At 65.6% G+C, this 18,505-nt stretch carries 17 protein-coding genes; 5 read left to right on the top strand and 12 right to left on the bottom strand.

The genetic code is table 11. From position 1 onward, the window contains the following. From ligK to BRADO_RS10935, 5 genes are all read right to left on the bottom strand, one after another. Positions 1 to 696, bottom strand: a complete 696-nt coding sequence (gene ligK, locus BRADO_RS10955; protein WP_011925385.1) for a 4-carboxy-4-hydroxy-2-oxoadipate aldolase/oxaloacetate decarboxylase — start codon at positions 694 to 696, stop codon at positions 1 to 3. A gap of 13 nt (positions 697 to 709) precedes the next feature. Then, the gene (locus BRADO_RS10950; RefSeq protein WP_011925384.1) at positions 710 to 1,735 is read right to left on the bottom strand and encodes an amidohydrolase family protein; all 1,026 of its coding nucleotides are present in this window, start codon (positions 1,733 to 1,735) and stop codon (positions 710 to 712) included. A 34-nt stretch (positions 1,736 to 1,769) separates the two neighbouring features. Beyond that, positions 1,770 to 3,146 carry an MFS transporter gene (locus tag BRADO_RS10945; RefSeq protein ID WP_011925383.1) on the bottom strand — a complete coding sequence of 459 codons (1,377 nt, stop codon included), beginning with the start codon at positions 3,144 to 3,146 and terminating at the stop codon, positions 1,770 to 1,772. A gap of 273 nt (positions 3,147 to 3,419) precedes the next feature. Next, the gene (locus BRADO_RS10940; protein WP_041756360.1) at positions 3,420 to 4,319 is read right to left on the bottom strand and encodes a LysR substrate-binding domain-containing protein; all 900 of its coding nucleotides are present in this window, start codon (positions 4,317 to 4,319) and stop codon (positions 3,420 to 3,422) included. 369 nt (positions 4,320 to 4,688) lie between these two features. Beyond that, positions 4,689 to 5,102 carry a TspO/MBR family protein gene (locus tag BRADO_RS10935; RefSeq protein ID WP_011925381.1) on the bottom strand — a complete coding sequence of 138 codons (414 nt, stop codon included), beginning with the start codon at positions 5,100 to 5,102 and terminating at the stop codon, positions 4,689 to 4,691. A 267-nt stretch (positions 5,103 to 5,369) separates the two neighbouring features. Between BRADO_RS10935 and BRADO_RS10930 the strand changes: the two genes are divergently transcribed. Together BRADO_RS10930 and BRADO_RS10925 are read left to right on the top strand one after the other, a co-directional pair. After that, on the top strand, positions 5,370 to 6,329 hold the full coding sequence (locus BRADO_RS10930) for a MoxR family ATPase (protein ID WP_011925380.1): 960 nt from the start codon (positions 5,370 to 5,372) through the stop codon (positions 6,327 to 6,329). A 5-nt stretch (positions 6,330 to 6,334) separates the two neighbouring features. After that, complete coding sequence (locus tag BRADO_RS10925; RefSeq protein ID WP_011925379.1) at positions 6,335 to 7,708, top strand: VWA domain-containing protein; 1,374 nt, start codon at positions 6,335 to 6,337, stop codon at positions 7,706 to 7,708. A gap of 278 nt (positions 7,709 to 7,986) precedes the next feature. Here the strand turns inward: BRADO_RS10925 and BRADO_RS10920 are convergent, their stop codons facing one another. After that, positions 7,987 to 8,262, bottom strand: a complete 276-nt coding sequence (locus BRADO_RS10920) for a hypothetical protein (protein WP_041756359.1) — start codon at positions 8,260 to 8,262, stop codon at positions 7,987 to 7,989. 758 nt (positions 8,263 to 9,020) lie between these two features. Here BRADO_RS10920 and BRADO_RS10915 point away from each other — a divergent pair. Beyond that, positions 9,021 to 9,578 carry a DUF1236 domain-containing protein gene (locus tag BRADO_RS10915; RefSeq protein ID WP_011925377.1) on the top strand — a complete coding sequence of 186 codons (558 nt, stop codon included), beginning with the start codon at positions 9,021 to 9,023 and terminating at the stop codon, positions 9,576 to 9,578. Between the two features lie 5 nt (positions 9,579 to 9,583). Here the strand turns inward: BRADO_RS10915 and BRADO_RS10910 are convergent, their stop codons facing one another. The 4 genes from BRADO_RS10910 to BRADO_RS10895 form a co-directional block, all read right to left on the bottom strand. After that, the gene (locus tag BRADO_RS10910; RefSeq protein WP_371259356.1) at positions 9,584 to 9,871 is read right to left on the bottom strand and encodes a hypothetical protein; all 288 of its coding nucleotides are present in this window, start codon (positions 9,869 to 9,871) and stop codon (positions 9,584 to 9,586) included. A 30-nt stretch (positions 9,872 to 9,901) separates the two neighbouring features. After that, positions 9,902 to 10,345 carry a RidA family protein gene (locus tag BRADO_RS10905; protein WP_011925375.1) on the bottom strand — a complete coding sequence of 148 codons (444 nt, stop codon included), beginning with the start codon at positions 10,343 to 10,345 and terminating at the stop codon, positions 9,902 to 9,904. A 21-nt stretch (positions 10,346 to 10,366) separates the two neighbouring features. Then, positions 10,367 to 12,040, bottom strand: a complete 1,674-nt coding sequence (locus BRADO_RS10900; RefSeq protein ID WP_011925374.1) for a benzoate-CoA ligase family protein — start codon at positions 12,038 to 12,040, stop codon at positions 10,367 to 10,369. Positions 12,041 to 12,215: 175 nt separating this feature from the next. Beyond that, positions 12,216 to 12,710 carry a MarR family winged helix-turn-helix transcriptional regulator gene (locus tag BRADO_RS10895; protein WP_011925373.1) on the bottom strand — a complete coding sequence of 165 codons (495 nt, stop codon included), beginning with the start codon at positions 12,708 to 12,710 and terminating at the stop codon, positions 12,216 to 12,218. A gap of 317 nt (positions 12,711 to 13,027) precedes the next feature. On the opposite strand from BRADO_RS10895, the gene BRADO_RS10890 reads away from it, so the two are divergent. Together BRADO_RS10890 and BRADO_RS10885 are read left to right on the top strand one after the other, a co-directional pair. Continuing rightward, positions 13,028 to 14,200: an ABC transporter substrate-binding protein gene (locus BRADO_RS10890; protein WP_011925372.1), complete on the top strand. Its 1,173-nt coding sequence runs from the start codon at positions 13,028 to 13,030 to the stop codon at positions 14,198 to 14,200. 20 nt (positions 14,201 to 14,220) lie between these two features. Further along, positions 14,221 to 14,679, top strand: a complete 459-nt coding sequence (locus BRADO_RS10885; RefSeq protein WP_008963203.1) for a cupin domain-containing protein — start codon at positions 14,221 to 14,223, stop codon at positions 14,677 to 14,679. A gap of 117 nt (positions 14,680 to 14,796) precedes the next feature. On the opposite strand, the gene BRADO_RS10880 is transcribed toward BRADO_RS10885, so the two are convergent. Then, on the bottom strand, positions 14,797 to 16,044 hold the full coding sequence (locus BRADO_RS10880) for a flavin-dependent oxidoreductase (protein WP_011925371.1): 1,248 nt from the start codon (positions 16,042 to 16,044) through the stop codon (positions 14,797 to 14,799). Positions 16,045 to 16,098: 54 nt separating this feature from the next. Then, the gene (locus tag BRADO_RS10875) at positions 16,099 to 18,447 is read right to left on the bottom strand and encodes a bifunctional salicylyl-CoA 5-hydroxylase/oxidoreductase (RefSeq protein WP_041757440.1); all 2,349 of its coding nucleotides are present in this window, start codon (positions 18,445 to 18,447) and stop codon (positions 16,099 to 16,101) included. Positions 18,448 to 18,505 lie beyond the last annotated feature (58 nt).

Raw genomic sequence — 18,505 nt, 5'->3', positions numbered from 1 at the left:
TCAATCGATATATTTGAGCCCGGCCTTCGCCAGCGGCTCGCGCATCTTGTACATGTCGAGACCGAGCACGCCCGACGCCAGCTTCTCGCGCTTGTCGGCCTCGTTGGCCTCGCGCGCCGCCGCGGCGTCCGCCGCCTGATGCGCGACCGCAGCCGGCACCACGACGATGCCGTCGACATCGGCGACGATCACGTCACCAGGATTAACCGCGGCCCCGGCGCAGACGATCGGGATGTTGACCGAGCCGAGCGTCGCCTTCACCGTGCCGCGGGCGCTGATCGCGCGCGAGAAAACCGGGAACTGCATCTCCGTGAGATCGGCGACGTCACGGACGCCGCCGTCGATGACCAGACCCTGCGCACCGCGCGCGCGAAAACTGGTGGCCAGGAGATCGCCGAAGAAGCCGTCGGTGTTCTCCACCGTGCAGGCCGCGACGACGACGTCGCCGGGCTGGATCTGCTCGGCCGCGACATGCAGCATCCAGTTGTCGCCGGGCTGAAGCAGCACGGTGACGGCAGTGCCGCACATCTTTGCCGTCGGATAGATCGGACGCATGTAGCACTGCATCAGGCCGACCCGGCCCATCGCCTCGTGAATGGTGGCGACGCCGAACTTGGACAGCTTCTCCACCGCCGCCTTGTCGGCGCGGGTGATCTTGGTCTTGACGATGCCGAGATTGTTCATGGGGGTGCTCATGGCTCGCTTTAGATTACTTGCCCTTGGCCTTCAACGCGGCGTCGAGACGCGGGAACACGCGCCGGGCGTTGCCTTCGTAGATCTGGTGGCGCTGCTCGGGCGTCAGCTTGGCGGCCTCGATGTAGCGCTTGGTGTCGTCGTAGTAGAAGCCGGTCTCGGGATCGATGCCGCGGACGGCGCCGATCATCTCCGACGCGAACAGAATGTTGTCGATCGGGATCACGCCGGTCAAAAGGTCGATGCCAGGCTGATGATAGACGCAGGTGTCGAAGAAGATGTTGTTGAGCAGGTGATCCTTCAACAGCGGCTTCTTCAGCTCCTGCGCCAGGCCGCGGAACCGACCCCAGTGATACGGCACCGCGCCGCCGCCATGCGGAATCAGGAACTTCAGGGTCGGGAAGTCCTTGAAAAGGTCCGACGTCAGGCACTGCATGAACGCGGTCGTATCGGCGTTGAGATAATGCGCGCCCGTGGTGTGGAAGCAGGCGTTGCAGCTGGTCGAGACGTGGATCATCGCGGGGATGTCGAGCTCGACCATCTTCTCGTAGATCGGATACCAGTGCCGGTCCGACAGCGGCGGCGAGGTCCAGTGGCCGCCGGAGGGATCCGGGTTCAGATTGATGCCGACGAAGCCATACTCCTTAATACACTTTTCCAGTTCGGGAATGCAGGTCTTGGGGTCGACGCCCGGCGACTGCGGCAGCATGGCGACGCCGATGAAATTGTCGGGGAATAGCTGGCTGACACGGTAGCACAGCTCGTTGCAGATCCCAGCCCAGGTCGAGGACACCTGGAAGTCGCCGATGTGGTGGGCCATGAAGCTGGCGCGCGGCGAGAACACCGTGAGATCGCTGCCGCGCTCCTTCATCTTCTTGAGCTGGTTGCTCTCGATGCTCTCGCGCAGCTCGTCGTCGCTGATCTTGAGCTCGGAGGCCTTCGGCATCACCGAGGGATCCTTGATGCCCGCGATCTGCCGGTTGCGCCACTCTTCCAGCGCCTTCGGGGCCGTCGTGTAATGGCCGTGCACGTCGATGATCACGTCAGTCTCTCCCTCAAATTTTCTTGCGAACCGCTCAATGCGCGACCACGGGGGCGCCCGCATCCTTGCCGCTGGCGCGGCCAGCCGGTCCCACGACCTGCTTTACCACAAGGGCGAGCGCCGCGATCAAGCCGGGAACTGCGATCACGGTGAAAATCTCGCTGAAGGTCAGGTGCCGCGCGGTCAGTTCGGCGACCAGGAAGGAGCCGGCGATACCGCCGAAGCGGCCGATGCCCATCATCCAGGCGACGCCGGTGGCGCGGCCCTGGGTCGGGTAAAACGACGCCGCCAGCGCCGGCAGCGACGACTGCGCCGTGTTCATGACGACGCCGGCGACGAACACGATCACCACCAGGAAGCCCATGTTGCCGGCCGCCTGCCCGATCAGGAAGATCGTCACCGCCGTCAGCGCATAGCCGACCGCCACGATCCGGTTGGCATTGAAGCGGTCCATCAGGAACCCGAAGAACACCGCGCCGACGCCACCGAGCGGGAACAGCGCCGAGATCAGGGTCGCGGTCTGCGGGTTGAGTCCGACATCCTTGAACAGGATCGGCATCCAGTTGATCAGCGAATAGAAGATCACCAGGCCCATGAAATAGGTGACCCACAGCATCAGCGAGCCGATCCGCAGCACCGGCGACAGCACCATGCCGATACCGGTCGCGTTCACGCGCCGGGTGGTCTCCGCGTGCTCCGGCTCCAGCATCACGAACTGGCCGACATCGGCGGCCTTGGCCGAGATCCGGCGCATCACCTTGCGGACGCGTTCGACCGAAGCGCCGCGCGACAGCAAATAGTGGACGGATTCAGGCAGGATCGCGATCAGCAACACCGTGAGCACCAGCGGCGTGACGCCGCCGAGCACCAGCACGCTGCGCCAGCCCCATTGCGGGATCATCCAGGCCGCGAGGAAGCCGCCGCAGGCCGCGCCCAGCGGGAAGCCGCAGAACATCAGATTGGTCATCGTGGCGCGCAGCCGGCTCGGCGAGTACTCGCTGAGCAGGGTCACGGCGTTGGGCATCGCCGCGCCGAGGCCGACGCCGGTGACGCAGCGGAGCACGGTGAGCTCGGTGAGGTTGGTGGCGAACGCCGAGGCGAGACAGGCCACGCCGAAGATCAGCACCGAGCCGACCAGCACCAGCTTGCGGCCCAGACGGTCGGCCACCGGACCGGCGAACAGCGCGCCGGCGGCCAGGCCGAACAGCGCGGCGCTCAGCACCGGCCCGAGCGCCGACTTCTCGATGCCCCACTCCTTGAGCAGCGACGGCGCGATGAAGCCGATGGCAGCGGTGTCGAAGCCGTCCAGCAGCACGATGACGAAGCCGAGCGCGAAGATCAGCCACTGGAAACCGGAAAACGGGTGGTCGTCGAGAAAGGCCTGGACGTCGACACGGGCGGTCGTGGGCATCGCTTCTGCTTCCCTTGGGTGCTCTTGGGTGCTGTTCTGGCGCGTTGACCGAGGTCCGCAGGCGCGCGTTCGTGGCGCGGATGGGTCCTGCAGCTTCGGCAGCTTGACCGGGTATGTGACCGAGCGCGCCGGCCGGCGCCAGCGCCGGGGGGCTTCTATCAGCTATTCCGAAACGGCATAAGAGATCAGATGAGCCATGCTGAATTTAGAATGGGTCTGGAAGACGTGGAACGTAGCCTCGTGCGGCTTGTTCGGTGCACCTCGCCCCGCTCGCTAGCGCGGCAGTTTCCTGATCAGCGCCGTCGCCAGCTTGATCGTCTGCTGCGCCAGTGGCGTCGGCCGCTTGTGCGCTGACGTCACGAAGCACAGCACGCTGGTCGGGGCCGGTTCGGTCAGCGGCCGGATCGTCAACTCGCTGGCGCGGCCGGACGCTGCGACGCCGCTCGGGGTCAGCACGGCGTGGCCGTAGCCGGCGCAGACCAGATCGATGATCGAGGGCACGCTCGACACCTCCCAGGCGATGTCGAGCCTGATGCCGGCCAGCGCCGCCTGCGTCTCCAGCAGCCGCCGCATCGCGTGCACGCGCTCCGGCATGATCAGGCTGTAGCGCGACAGCTCGGTCATCGGCAGCGGCGCGGTGACGCGGCGCTTGCCCTTCGGCGCGTGGCTGACCAGCGCCAGCGGCTCCTGCAGCACCGGCGTGATCTCGATGCCGGCCTGGGCCTCGGGATTGTAGACCATGCCGACATCGATGCGTCCCGTGGTGACCCACTCCACCACATGCGTCGACAGGCCCTCGACGACGGCGAGCCGCGCTGCCGGATACTCCTTCCGGAAGCGATCGATCAGCGGCAGTGTCAACTGCCGCGCGATGCTCGGCGGCAGGCCGATGGTGACGCGGCCGACCGGCGCGTCACGGCTGGCGCCGAGATCCTCGCGCGCATGGGCCACCAGTTGCAGCACGCCGACGCTGTGGTCGAGCAGCCGCTTGCCGGCCTCGGTGAGCTCGACGCCGCGGCCATTGCGCGCGAACAGCTGCTGCTTCAACTCCGATTCCAGCGCCCGGACCTGCCGCGACAGCGCCGGCTGGGCGACGTCGAGCACGCTTGCCGCCTTGCTGAACGAGCCGAGCTCGGCCACCTGCACGAAATATTCGAGCTGCTTGAGGTTCATGGACGAACGCCCCGGCCATCCAGCGTAAGACTGCCCCGCTGCCAGCCCCACCCCCAGCTGTCGTCCCTGCGAACGCAGGGACCCATAACCACCGGCCGTGATTGTTGCGCGCGAACGGCGACTCCGAATCTTTTCCAACAATCAGCCGTCGGCGGTATGGGTCCCTGCGTTCGCAGGGACGACAGCGGAGGATGCGGCGGCAGCACGCGCCACAGTTGGCGGAGTCCCGGCGCTTGCCGGGAGGACAGCCTCGTAGGGTGGGCAAAGCGAAGCGTGCCCACCATCGATCTCCGAATCCGACGGCCGGTGGGCACGGCGCGTTGCGCCTTTGCCCACCCTACGATTCTCGGCTGCCGGTGGTCCCTCATCTCAATTCAACACATTCACCGAAAAATTCAGCACCGACGCGAACGCGACCCAGCAGGCATAGGGCACGAACAGCAGCGCCGCGATCCGGTCCGCGCGCCATTGCATGACGATGAAGGTCACGATCAGCACGAACATGCTGGCGATGATCGCGAATGCGGGCCACATCAGATGCGCGGTGAAGAACACCGGCGACCAGGCGAAGTTCAGCACCAATTGTCCCCACCACACCTGCATCACGGCGCCGCTGACCACCCGCTCATAGGTGCGCCAGCCGGCCACCGCGACCAGGATGTAGATCACCGTCCAGGCGATCGGAAACAGCCAGCCCGGCGGGGTGAACCAGGGCTTGTTGAGCGAGCCGTACCAGGCGCCGGGCATGTTGGAGGCGCCGATGATCCAGCCGCCTCCGACCACGAGGACCAGGAGGACGAGAAGATGCAGGATGGATCGGTTCATATTCCGCTCGGCGTGATTTTCGGGGGGGGCTGTCCGCCGGCGCCCGGCAGCCATGCGGCCGGAGCACCCACGCGCGCACTGGACAGAGCCGCCCTCTGCGCGTAGCCAGGACATAACACAATGCGAGGAAAAGTCAGGGTTTTCCCCTGACGCCAACGTCCAGGGACCGGAAACGCCGATCACGTCTGCGCCGGGGCCCTGATACCAGGAAACGGAGCACCGTCAGTGGCTGAGTCCCCGGCCCCCTCTCCAGCCGTTGCATCGATCCAGGCCGTCGAAGCCGGCCTTGCCGCCCAGGGCTACATCGCCAGCCGCCAGATCGCCACCGCCGTCTATCTGTCGCAGGCGATCGACAAGCCGATCCTGGTCGAGGGGCCCGCCGGCGTCGGCAAGACCGAGCTTGCGAAAGCGATCGCCGCCTGGCGCGGCCTGAAGATGATCCGGCTGCAGTGCTACGAAGGCCTCGACGAGGCCAAGGCGCTGTACGAGTGGAAATACGCCAAGCAGCTGCTCTACACCCAGATCCTGAAGGACAAGCTCGGCGAGGTGCTCGGCGGCGCCCAGACCCTGCATGCCGCGCTCGGTCAGCTGCAGGATTTCGGCGACGTGTTCTTCTCGAAGGAATTCGTCGAGCCGCGGCCGCTGCTGCAGGCGCTGCTCGAGCCGAATGGCTGCGTGCTTCTGATCGACGAGATCGACAAGTCCGACGCCGAGTTCGAATCGCTGCTGCTCGAGATCCTCTCCGATTTCCAGGTCACGATCCCCGAGCTCGGCAGCATCGCCGCTGCGAAGGCGCCGACCGTGATCCTGACCTCCAACTCCGAGCGCAATCTCGGCGACGCCTTGAAGCGGCGCTGCCTGCACCTGCACATCGGCTTCCCCGAGCAGCGGCTGGAGGAGCGCATCGTCGAGAGCCGCGTGCCCGGCATCTCGCAGATCCTGCGGCGGCAGCTCGTCGCCTTCATCCACGACATCCGCACGCTCGACCTGAAGAAGCAGCCCTCCGTCAGCGAGACCATCGACTGGGCGCGCGTCCTGGTGCTGCTGCAGGCGGCCGAGCTCGGCCATGAGGTGGTGAAGGATACGCTGAACGTGCTGCTGAAATACGAGTCCGACATCGAGGTGGCGCAGCCGCAGGTGACGAGTTTCGTCGCCAAGGCGCAGCGCCAGAACATCTTCGGGTAGGCGCCATGCAGGAGAACCTGCATCGGTTCTTCCGCGCGGCGCGCGGCGCCGGCGTCCACGTCTCGCCGGCCGAAAGCATCGACGCGATGCGCGCTGTGGCAAGTGTGGGTGTCGTCGATCGCACCGTGCTGCGCGACACGATGCTGCTGACCTTGGCCAAGAGCGAGGACGAGAAGAAGGCGCTCGGCGCCTGCTTCGACCTGTTCTTCGCCCATGTCGATCCGGCGCAGGCCGAGGCCAATGACGACGCGGCGCAGGATGGCGCTTCGAGCGAGGCCCAGGCTGCGCCACCGTCGGGACAGCCGAGCGGCGGTGAGGCGAATGCCGAGCTCGGCCCCCTCGCCCAGATGCTCCTGGCGCAGAACACCGCCGACATCTCGGCCGCGATCGCCAACGCCTCCAGCGCCGTCGGCCTGTCCGAGATCCGCTATTTCACCCAGCGCGGCCTGTTCTCCAGCCGCATGCTGGAGACGATGGGCATCCAGCGGCTGCGCGACGATCTCGATGCGCTGACGGAGACCAACCCGGCGCTGGCCGAACGGCTGCAGGCCGGCCTCGACGGCCTACGTGACACCGTACGCGACGCGGTCGCCCAGGCGCTGGCGCTGTACGGCCGCGAGGAGACCGAGAACCTGCGCCACGAGATCCTGCGCAACGCCCAGCTGTCGCGGATCGAGCCGCGCCAGGTCGCCGAGATGCGCGCGCTAATCCGGCAGATCGCCCGCCGCCTGCGCGAGCGCTACAGCAAGCCGCGCAAGCGCCAGCGCCGCGGCCATCTCGATATCAGACGCACGCTCCGCCGCAACGCCGCCTGGGGCAGCGTCCCCTTCCTCACCGCCTGGAAGCGGAAGCACCGCGACCGCCCGAAGATCGTGGCGCTGTGCGACGTCTCCGGCTCGGTCGCCCGCGTCTCCGACTTCTTCCTGCTGCTGATCCACAGCCTGCACGACGTCGTCAGCGACGTCCGCTCGTTCGCCTTCTCCGGCCATCTGATCGAGGTCAGCGAGATCCTGGAGCAGAAATCGGCCGAGGAGGCGATGGCCGAGATCATGCACAAGGTCGGCTTCGGCTCGTCCGACTACGGCTCGTCGCTGGTCGATTTCGAAAGGCAGTTCATGGCCTCGGTGACCCCGCAGACCACCGTGATCGTGCTGGGCGACGCCCGCAGCAACAAGCTCGATCCGCGCGCGGATATTTTGAAAGCCATCTCCGAACGCGCCAAGCGCGTCGTCTGGCTCAACCCCGAGGGCCGCGTCACCTGGGGCTGGGGCGATTCCGAAATGCCGCGCTACCAGACCTTCTGCAACGTGGTGCGCCCCTGCGCGACGGCGCAGCAGCTGGAGCGCGCGGTGAGCGACATCGTCTCGGCGTATCAGTAGGCCACTGCTCTCTATCCACGCGTCATTGCGAGCGCAGCGAAGCAATCCAGGGCCGTTTCCATAACTCTGGATTGCTTCGTCGCTGCGCTCCTCGCAATGACGCCGAGGGATTCGTAGTCCGTAGGGTGGGCAAAGACATCGGGCGGCGTAAGCCGCGCGATGGCGTGCCCACCGGCGGTCTATCGACGAAGAATGGTGGGCACGGCGCGATCGGACAGTACGAACAAACAACTCCCACCCGGGCGCGCCTTTGCCCACCCTACGCACCGTTCCCTGAGCTACCTTGCTCCCGCCGCGCGCTTCAACAGCGCTGCGCGCTGCGGGTCCGTAAAACTCACGCCCGACTTCTTCTCCACCACCTTCACCGCCCATGACCGCATCGGATCGTCATCCGCCCGCGCCGGCTCGCGCAGGATGGCGACGCCGATCTCCAGCATCTTGGCGTCGGCCTGATGCTCGATACCGCCGCCTGCGGTGCTCGTCACCACGAACACGCCGGCTGCCGCGCCGATCGCGGCCGCCAACGCCGCCGTCACGAAGAGTCTCCAGTCCAAGTCTGCCCCCTGCTCTCATCGCCATTGCGCGGCCACGTTCGAACAGGTTGATGGCTGCGGCATGGCGTTCCCACGTCCGTCGTCCGGCGGCATGCACATCCGTCGACCACATTTGTTCGATCGACGAATACGGTGGCCCATCCGTGTGTGACGTCATGTGTGACTGCCCGTCGCGTTACCTTGTCGCACCATCCAGCCCTTGTGTCGTCGGGCAAATCAGCACGATGCTTGCGCCCAACCTGCTTCGTGAAGAGGGACGTACGCGTCGTCACGATACGTGAGGCAGGCCGCGGTGGACGTCGTGCATCATGCGCTTTTGCGCGGACGAGTGATGCGGGACGTCCGGTGAAGTCGTGATGTCCTGATACCCCGATGCTGGTATCACGTTCGCGGCGATGCCCAGCGCATGGCGCGGACAATGGTGGCCAACAAGCCCGGCGCACCAGGGAGACCACGTATAAGCCGATAAAACATCGCGCAGGGAAGGCCGGCATGTTCGGCCCACCTGTGGTTCCTGCCCCGTGCTTTTTTTACCGCACGGGGGCCGCGGGTGTGGTGAACACCCGGCCTTCCCTGCGCCCTCGATACTGAAGGGCGGCATCAACCGACACACCTCGGACCGGACCGGTCGCGGGAACGCGATATCATGTTCAGCTGATTATTTGACCTGAGGCGGAGCGCAGCATCATACGCGGCGCGCCAGGAGGAACGGATGCCGGCGACGATGCTTAGCTCCGCAGCATCTCGCGGAGGGTTCCATGATCACCAACGATCGCAACGATCCGAATCGCCGGCGGATCAGCGTGATAGCGATGGCCGGCGGCGGCGCGATCGCCGTGCTGTTCGTCGCCCTCATCGCCTGGCCGCTGGTCAGCCGCAATCCGACCGGCACGCCGAACAGCGGCGCCAACCCCTCCTCCGCATCCGACAGCACGGTCGGCCGCACCATGCCCGCGCAGCAGGCGGCGGAAAGCGCGGTCGGCAAGAACGATCCGGCGGGCCAGGCCGACGCGACCGGCGGCCGCGAGCGCGCCATCAAGCAAAGCTCGCAGCCGCTGTCGCTGAGCGATCAGGCGCGCAACCAGGTCAAGGATGTCATCCGCAGGCAGACTGCGCCGCGCGTGCAGCAGGCGCAGTTCGAGATGATGATCGGCTCGGCAGTTCCCGGACAGGTGCAGCTGCAGGACATCCCGCCGGAGATCACGCAGATCATGAACGGCTATTGGGGCGATCAGTACGTGCTGGTGCAGGACAAGCTGGTCATTGTCGACCAGCACACGCGCCGCGTCGTCGCGATCGTGCCCGGCGTCGCCTGAACCGGTCAGGCGATGTCAGGCGCCTGGTTGACCGCAAACCGTCGCTCATGTGCGGAGATGGCAAGGTTCGCCATCCTCAACCGGTTGGTCTGGCCGCGATCCACCATCCGCGAGATCTCGGCCGCCAGAAACTGATAGGTCTCGAACTCGTCGCGGACCGCGCCGGTGCGCCAGAGGAAGTCGAGCGCGATGTCGTAGGCCTCCGCGGCCGCGGGCTGTCGGACGTCACTGAAGATCAAGCGTGCCATCGAGGAGAAGGCGCGGAAGCGAGTCTGGTTCCTATAGCGGGACATGATCTCGTGAACTCCGTACCGGCGCGGACCTCAGCGCGGCACCACCGCGGTGGCCTCGATCTCCACCCGCGCCGCCTTCTCCACCAGCCTGACAACCTGCACCAGCGCCATGGCCGGATAGTGGCTGCCGAAGATCTCGCGGTAGATCTTCCCGAGCTCCTTCAGATTGCCGAGATACTCATCCATGTCGACGACGTACCAGGTCAGGCGCACAAGGTGCTCTGGACGCGCGCCGCCTTCCGTCAGGATCGCGGCGATGTTCTGCAGTGCCTGCCGGACCTGCGCGACAAAACCCTCGGCAAGCTTCTCCTCCGCATCCCAGCCGATCACACCGCCGGTGACGACGATGCGCCCTTCGGCGCTGATGCCGTTGGCATAGCCCTTCGGCATCGGCCAGCCGCTCGGCTGCAGCACGCGCAGGCTCGAATCGTCCTGCTTCACCACGGCGAGCGTGGGCGCTTTGGTCGTGCTCACGAACGTCTCTCCTTGTCTCTGCTACGCGGCCGGGCCAGGCGCAGCCGCGGCCTGCGCGATCTGCCGCAGGGCGAACCGCTTCAGCTTGCCGGTCTCTGTCTTGGGAAGCTGCGTCACGAACTCAATCGCGCGCGGATATTTGTACGGCGCGATCTCGCGTTTGACGTGCTCCTGCAGCTCGGCCACCAGCGCCGTTGTACCTTCCGCACCCGGCGCCAGCACGACATAGGCCTTCACGACCATGCCGCGGGCCTCGTCCGGCGCACCGACCACACCGCATTCGGCCACGGTCGGATGCGTCAGCAGGGCGGCTTCGACATCGGTGCCTGCGATGTTGTAGCCCGACGACACGATCATGTCGTCGGAGCGCGACTGGTACCAGAAGTAGCCGTCCTCATCCATCACATAGGTGTCGCCGGTGACGTTCCAGCCGTTCTGGACATATTTGCGCTGGCGCTCGTCGGCGAGATAGCGGCAGCCGGTGGGGCCGCGGACGGCGAGCCGGCCCATCGTGCCCGGCGGCACGTCGCGGCCCTCGTCGTCGACGATCTTCGCCTCATAGCCCGGTACGGGCTTGCCGGTGGCGCCGGGGCGGATCTCGTCCTCAACGGCGCTGATGAAGATGTGCAGCATCTCGGTCGAGCCGATGCCGTCCATCAGCTTGAGCCCGGTGGCCTTGAGCCAGGCATCGAAGGTCGGCTTCGGCAGCGTCTCGCCGGCGGAGACGCATTTGCGCAGAGAGGAGATGTCGCGGCCTGCGAGCTTTCCGATCATCGCACGATACGCTGTGGGCGCCGTGAAGCAGACCGTCGCTCTATAGCGCTCGATGGCAGAGAGCAGGTCGTCCGGCGAAGTCTTTTCCAGCACGACATAGGAGGCGCCGATATGCATCGGGAACAGCACGCCGCCGAAGCCAAAGGTGAAGGCGAGCGGCGCGGTGCCGATGAATCGGTCGCTCTGGCTGGCGCGCAGCACGTTACGGGCATAGCCGTCGCACACCGCGAGCATGTCGCGGTGGAAATGCATGGTGCCCTTGGGATCGCCGGTCGTGCCGGAAGTGAAGGCGATCAGGCACAGATCGTCGGACGCCGTGTCGAGGGCGGCGAAGTCGGGGCTTGCATCCGCGATCAGCGCTTCCAGAGCGTCGGGCTGCCCGTTGCCCCAATACACGACCTGCTTCAGCGCCGGCGCGACCGCGCGGGTCTTCTCCATCTCGTCGGCGAGCTTGCCGTCGCACAGCGCCAGCGCGATCTGCGCCTTCTGAATCGGATAGGACAACTCCTTCGCGCGCAACAGCGGCATGGTCGCGACCACGATGCCACCGGCCTTGATCGCGGCGAGATAAGTCGCGACCATCATCGGATTGTTGGCGGACCGCAGCAGCACGCGGCCGCCGGGCACCAGGCCGAGCTTGCCGACGAGGACGTTGGCGATCTTGTTCACCAGCGCCTGCAGCTCACGATAGGTGTAGCTGACCTCCGTGCTGATGATGCAGGGCGCGTCGCCGCGTCCCTCTTCCACCCAGCGGTCGAGGAAATGCGTCACGCAGTTCAGCCGCGGCGGGTACTGGAGTTCGGGGCGGCTGAACACGAAATCCGGCCACATCTCGCGCGGCGGCAGATTGTCCTGGGCGAAGGTGTCGACGTGGGCGCTGTGCGCGCTCTCCGGCTGCTGAACCTTGGCGGCAGTGGCCATCACACGCTCCTGTCTCTAAGGGAAGGACGCCCGGCACGTTTCAGTCCTAAACATTTTAGACTTAAAACAATTGGACGCAAGAGGCGAAGAGAGCCGAAGATTGTGCACTGCCCGCAAATTGTTTGAGCGTTTGCCGCGCGCGGCGGCGCGGCCGCGACGTCGTGTCAGGCCGGCATCAGTCCTGCCGTCGCTGCACGGCCTTTTGCGCGGAGCCCTTGGTCTTGGCCAGCAGACGCATCAGCTCGCGCACGTCCTTCTCGGTCAGATCCCCGAAGATGTCCGCGATCCAGGCCTCGTGCTCGGCCGCCATCTTGCGGAATTCGGCACGGCCGAGCTTGGTCAGCCGGATCACCTGGACGCGGCGGTCGGTGTCGGAGGTGCGGCGGTCGAGATGGCCGGACTCGACCAGGCGCTCGACCAGACCCGTCACATTGCCGTTCGAGACCATCATGCGCTTGGACACGTCGGACAGAGTCATGCCGTCAGGCGCCTTGTCGAGCTGCGCCATCAGGTCGAACCGCGGCAAGGTCACGTCGAAGCGCTCGCGCAAGCGGCCGCGGATCTCCCCCTCGATCAGGGTCGTGCAGGTCAGCAGGCGCAGCCACAGCCGCAGCTCCTCGGCATGGTCCTCGGGCAGCTCGACGGCCTTGGTCTCGGAATCAAGCGTCATGACGGAATCACTTGGACGGAATGGCTTGGGGCACGTTCAGCCTCGTCGGCTGGGCTCATGAGTTTGACCTTCGGGACCTTGCGGGAGCAAGGAAAAACGTACCGGCATTTACGCCGGAGGATGATCCGGACAATTCTTTTAACCTTCAAGCAATTGGCGCGACGCTTGCATACGGCCCAAACTGCCCTTTCCGCAAGCAGTTCGCTTGCGGCTGGGGGCGTCATCAGACTAGGCTTGGTCCCAAGCTGCGGTCTGACCATCATTCGGTCAGGTGCAAAAAACATAAACCTGAATTTCCGCATCCCGGGGGAGTTGTCATGAAAGTGAGTTCGAAGCTGGCCGGTCTCGGCGTATTGGCCTGCCTGCTGGCGCAGCCAGCGCTGGCCGCCGACAAGATCAAGATCGGCGTCATCGTCACCCTGTCCGGCCCCGCGGCCGCGCTCGGCGGACAGGTCCGCGACGGCTTCAACCTTGCGATCAAGGACCTCGGCGGCAAGATGGGCGGTAAGGACGTCGAGGTGGTCGTCGCCGACGACGAGCTCAAGCCTGACGCCGCCATCACCAAGGCCAAGGGCCTGCTCGAGCGCGACAAGGTCGACTTCGTTGTCGGTCCGATCTTCTCCAACATGTTGCAGGCGATCCACCGCCCGATCACCGAGAACAAGACCTTCCTGATCAGCCCGAACGCCGGCCCCTCCAGCTACGCGGGCAAGGAGTGCAGCCCCTATTTCTACGTGACCTCGTACCAGAACGATCAGGTGCATGCGGTGCTCGGCAAGGTCGCCCAGGATCGCGGCTACAAGAAGATGTATCTCCTGGTGCCGAATTATCAGGCTGGTCGCGACAGCGTCGCCGGGTTCAAGCTCGACTACAAGGGCGAGATCGTCGAGGAGTCCTACGTTCCGCTGAACACGCTCGATTTCCAGCCCGAGCTGTCGAAAATCTCCTCGCAGAAGCCGGACGCCGTGTTCACCTTCATGCCGGGCGGCATGGGCGTGAACCTGGTCAAGCAGTTCAAGCAGGCTGGCCTCGCCGATACCGTTCCGGTGCTCTCGGCGTTCACCGTCGACGAATCCACCCTGCCCGCGCAGCAGGACGCCGCGGTCGGCATGTTCGGCGGCGCCAACTGGGCGCCCAATTTCGACAATCCGCAGAGCAAGAAGTTCGTCGCCGGCTACGAGGCCGCCTATAACAGCGTACCCGGCACCTACGCGATGCAGGCCTATGACGCCGCGCTCTTGATCGACAGCACCGTGAGGGCGGTCGGCGGCGACCTCTCGGACAAGGACAAGGTGGCGGGCGCGCTCAAGAAGGCCGACTTTGCCTCGCTGCGCGGCAACTTCAAGTTCAACACCAACGGCTATCCGATCCAGGACTTCTATCTGACCAAGGTCGCCAAGCGTCCCGACGGCAAGTTCCAGACGGAGATCGTGCAGAAGGTGTTCGAGAACTACGCCGACCGCTACGCTAGGGATTGCGCGGCCAAGTAATAACAGGGAGCGAAACCACCATGAGCCATCCGGAAATCGCCGGCATCACCCGGGCCAATGAGGGCATCCAGGGTATCTCCTGGAACATCCTCGGCCAGATCTACGTGCCGAAGAACCGCACCGAGCACAGCTTCTCCTGGCATGCGACGTTCCCGGTCGGCACCTTCGTGCCGCCGCACATCCATCCCGATCAGGACGAGTATCTCTACATCCTCGAAGGCCGGCTCGATTTCTTCCTCGACGGCGCTGAGGAATACGCCACCGCCGGCGACACGGTGCGGCTGCCGATGGGCAAGCCGCACGGCATCTTCAACAAGTCGCAGCAGACCGCGAAGACCCTGTTCTGGGTGTCGCCGACGCGGCGGCTCTATGAGCTGTTCTGGGCGATCCACAACATGCGCGAGCAGAACCCCGACGACGTGGTGAAGCTGGCCGCCGAGCACAACATCCACTTCCTGCCCCCGCCTCCGGGGGCGTGAGGCGAGGGAGGGATTGGCTTACGACTCATGCGCAGCAGACCGTGCGCTCCCTCTCCCCGTCGTTCACGGGGAGAGGGCTGGGGTGAGGGGCAGCTACTCGGGCAGTCTCAGCGACGACTACGACGCCTGCCGCGTCACCATCCGCGCCGCGAAGCCCGCCCGGCTCGCATAGCCGCGCACGATGCCCTCGCGGGCCTCGTAGTTGAGAATCGTATTGATGTCGGTGAACCCCTGCGGCGCGAGCTGCTCGACCGCATCGATCACGCCCTCCGGCCCGCCACGACGGTTCGACGCGACGATTTCGGCAGTCATCGGCAGCCGCTTCTGCTCATAGGCCATCAGCGCCTGGCGCGGGTGCTCGGAGCGGGCGAGCGCATCGGCAAGCGCGCGCGCATCGAGGATGGCCTGCGACGCGCCGTTGGAGCCGACCGGATACATCGGATGCGCGGCATCGCCGAGCAAGGTGACGCGCCCGCTCGACCAGTACGGCAGCGGATCGCGGTCGCAGCAGGGATATTCCCAGAACTCCGGCGTTGCGCGCACCATGGCCGCGAAGTCGACCTGGGGAATGGAAAAGCCGTTGACGTGCGGCATCAGCTCGTCGGCGCGGCCCAGTCGCGACCAGTCCTCGCGCCGCGGCGGCGCGGTGTTGGCATCGCCGATGCGCACCAGCACCGCCCAGTTGGTGAGCCGGGTCGCCGGGCTCGAACCTTCGGCGATCGGATAGATCACCGCCTTGGCGTTGAGGCCGCCGGCGATGATCATCGACCGCCCGGTCAAAAACACCGGCCAGTCGGTGGCGCCGCGCCACAGCATCAGGCCGTTCCAGCACGGCGCGCCCTCGTTCGGGAACAGCGTCTGCCGGACCTTGGAATGAATGCCGTCGGCGCCGATCAGCACGTCGCCACGGGCGGTGTGAACATGGGAGCCGCTGCGGTCGAAGAAATAGGCGGTGACACCGCCCTCGTCCTGGGTGAAGGAGCCGAGCCGGCAGCCGGTGTGGACCTTCTCCGGCCCGAGCCGCTGCATCACCGCTTCATGGATCACGCTCTGCAGCCGGCCGCGGTGGATCGAGAATTGCGGCACGTCGTGGCCTGCATCGACGCCGCGCGTCTCGTGCCAGACCTCCTGGCCGCGGCGGGTCAGGTAGAACAGCTCGTAGGTGCGGATGGCGAACTCATCGAGCCGGTCGAGCAGCCCGAGCTGGGCGAGCTCGCGGATCGCATGCGGCAGGGTGTTGATCCCGACGCCGAGCTCGCGGATCGCCTCGGCCTGCTCGAAGACCTCGCAGTCCATGCCGCGCGCCCTCAGCATCAAAGCCGTGGTCAATCCGCCGATACCGCCGCCCACGATGATCGCCTTCATCGTCCCCTACTCCACCTACATTGGACGTACCGGGCGGCAGCGTGGCACAGCGGCTTACTCCGCCGCAAGCGGCTTCGCAGCCTCGGCCTTCAGCTCCGCCCGAGTCTTCGGTTTAGCCTTAATCTTCAGCTCCTCGAAATCCTGCCGCTCGCGCACGCTGTTGCGGAAGATCTGCTCCTTACCCGGCAGATATTGCGGCGGACAGAACATGTCCGCGCCGTACCAGGCGGCAGCCTTCATGGTGAAGGCCGGATCGACCAGATGCGGACGGCCGAGCGCGACGAGATCGGCGCGGCCGGCGGCGAGGATGGTGTTGACCTGGTCTGCAGTGGTGATGTTGCCGACGCACATCGTGGCAACATGGGCCTCGTTACGGACCTGATCGGAGAACGGCGTCTGGAACATACGGCCGTAGATCGGCCGGGCCTCGCGCACGGTCTGGCCGGTGGAGACGTCGACGAGATCGACCCCCGCCTCGCCGAACGCGCGGGCGATCCGCACGGCATCATCGCCGGTGATGCCGCCCTCGGCCCAATCGGTTGCGGAGATGCGCACCGACATCGGCTTGTGCGCCGGCCACGCCGCGCGCATCGCCGCGAAGACTTCGAGCGGAAAGCGCAGCCGGTTCTCCAGCGAACCGCCGTACTGATCGGTCCGCTTGTTGGTCAGCGGCGAGATGAAGCTCGCGAGCAGATAGCCGTGGGCGCAATGCAGTTCGAGCATGTCGAAGCCGCAACGGTGACCGCGCTCGGCCGCCGCAACGAAGTCGGCCTTGATCGCATCCATCGACACGCGGTCGAGTTCGCGCGGCACCTGGCTGTCGGGGAAGTAAGGCAGCGGCGATGCCGAGACGACATCCCAGCCACCCTGCTCCAGCGGACGGTCCATGCCGTCCCACATCAGCCTGGTCGCGCCCTTGCGGCCGGCATGACCGACCTGCAGCGCGAACTTCGCCTGCGAGTTGGCGTGCACGAAATCAACGATGCGCTTCCAGGCCGCTTCCTGCACGTCGTTCCACAAACCGGCGCAGCCAGGCGTGATACGGGCATCGCGGCTGACGCAGGTCATCTCGGTGAACAGCAGGCCGGCGCCGCCGATCGCGCGCGAGCCGTAATGCACGAGATGGAAGTCGCCTGGCACGCCCTCCGCGGCCGAGTACATGCACATTGGCGAAAGCACCGCGCGATTGGCGAGCGTCATCTCGCGCAGCTTGAGCGGCTGGAACATTGGCGCGACCGGTTTGTCGACATCGACATCGAAACCCGTGGATCGCACTTGGCGCGCGAACGACTTGTCGACTTCGGCGACGAAATCCGGCGCGCGCAAGGTGAGATTGTCGTAGGTGATCGCCTTCGAGCGTGTCATCACGCCGAACGCGAACTGCACGGGATCGAAATCCCAGAAGCGGTCGACATGCTCGAACCAGACCAGCGACACGTCCGCGGCGTGCTGGGTCTTCTCGACCTCCTCGCGCCGGCCGTGCTCATAGAGATCGAGCGCCGCTGGAATGGTCGGTGCCCGCTGCATGGCGTCGGCCAGCGCGATGGCATCCTCCATCGCGAGCTTGGTGCCCGAGCCGATCGAGAAATGCGCGGTCGACTTGGCGTCGCCGAGCAGTACCATGTTGTCCTTGACCCAGCGCTTGTTGCGGATCATCGGGAAATTGCGCCACATAGAGCGGTTGATCAGCAGCGGGTGATCGCCGAGAAACCAGCCGAAGATGTCCTTCATGCGGTCGGCGGATTGCCGCTCGTCGAGCCCAGTCAGGCCGGCTTTCTCGAACGTCCGCGGATCGGTCTCGAAGATCCAGGTCGAGTGCCCCGCCTCGTATTGATAGGCGTGGGCGATGAACGGGCCCCACTCCGTCTCCTGGAAGATGAAGGTGAAGGCGTCGAGCGGCTTGGTCGAGCCCATCCACGCAAACTTGTTGGCGCGCAGGTCCACCTCGGGCTGGAAATGATCGACATACTTCTGGCGGAAGCGGCTATTGATGCCGTCCGACAGGATCAGCAGATCGGCATCCGCAAACTGCGTCTCCTCTTCGAGATCGACCTCGAACTGCAAGGTGACGCCGAGCTCGCGTGCGCGCTCCTGCAGAATTCGCAACAGCGTGCGGCGCGAGCAGCCGCAGAAGCCGTTGCCGCCGACGCGGTGCACCGTGCCGCGGAAGTGCACGGCGATGTCATCCCAGTAGGCGAACTCCTGGGTTATGCGCTGGTAGCTCGGCAGGTCGTTCTTTTCGAAATTATCGAGCGTGGCGTCGGAGAACACCACGCCGAAGCCGAACGTATCGTCGGCACGGTTGCGTTCGTAGACCGCGATGTCGGCCTTGGGCCGCTGCTTCTTGAGCAATATCGCCGCATAGAGACCGGCAGGTCCGCCGCCGATGATCGCGATCTTCATGAGCGCCTCCACTGGAGAGCCGAGCCAATGGAAATTATTTTAGACCTAAAATATTTCC

This window comes from Bradyrhizobium sp. ORS 278 (assembly GCF_000026145.1).
In the GTDB taxonomy this organism is placed as follows: domain Bacteria; phylum Pseudomonadota; class Alphaproteobacteria; order Rhizobiales; family Xanthobacteraceae; genus Bradyrhizobium.
This window is presented reverse-complemented; position numbering and strand designations above follow the sequence as displayed.

Coding starts and splice junctions, on each gene's coding strand:
- BRADO_RS10890 (WP_011925372.1), top strand. CDS start 13,028: ATGAAAGTGAGTTCGAAGCTGGCCGGTCTCGGCGTATTGGCCTGCCTG.
- BRADO_RS10875 (WP_041757440.1), bottom strand. CDS start 18,447: ATGAAGATCGCGATCATCGGCGGCGGACCTGCCGGTCTCTATGCGGCG.
- BRADO_RS10910 (WP_371259356.1), bottom strand. CDS start 9,871: ATGTCCCGCTATAGGAACCAGACTCGCTTCCGCGCCTTCTCCTCGATG.
- BRADO_RS10895 (WP_011925373.1), bottom strand. CDS start 12,710: ATGACGCTTGATTCCGAGACCAAGGCCGTCGAGCTGCCCGAGGACCAT.
- ligK (WP_011925385.1), bottom strand. CDS start 696: ATGAGCACCCCCATGAACAATCTCGGCATCGTCAAGACCAAGATCACC.
- BRADO_RS10925 (WP_011925379.1), top strand. CDS start 6,335: ATGCAGGAGAACCTGCATCGGTTCTTCCGCGCGGCGCGCGGCGCCGGC.
- BRADO_RS10885 (WP_008963203.1), top strand. CDS start 14,221: ATGAGCCATCCGGAAATCGCCGGCATCACCCGGGCCAATGAGGGCATC.
- BRADO_RS10900 (WP_011925374.1), bottom strand. CDS start 12,040: ATGGCCACTGCCGCCAAGGTTCAGCAGCCGGAGAGCGCGCACAGCGCC.
- BRADO_RS10940 (WP_041756360.1), bottom strand. CDS start 4,319: ATGAACCTCAAGCAGCTCGAATATTTCGTGCAGGTGGCCGAGCTCGGC.
- BRADO_RS10945 (WP_011925383.1), bottom strand. CDS start 3,146: ATGCCCACGACCGCCCGTGTCGACGTCCAGGCCTTTCTCGACGACCAC.
- BRADO_RS10915 (WP_011925377.1), top strand. CDS start 9,021: ATGATCACCAACGATCGCAACGATCCGAATCGCCGGCGGATCAGCGTG.
- BRADO_RS10880 (WP_011925371.1), bottom strand. CDS start 16,044: ATGAAGGCGATCATCGTGGGCGGCGGTATCGGCGGATTGACCACGGCT.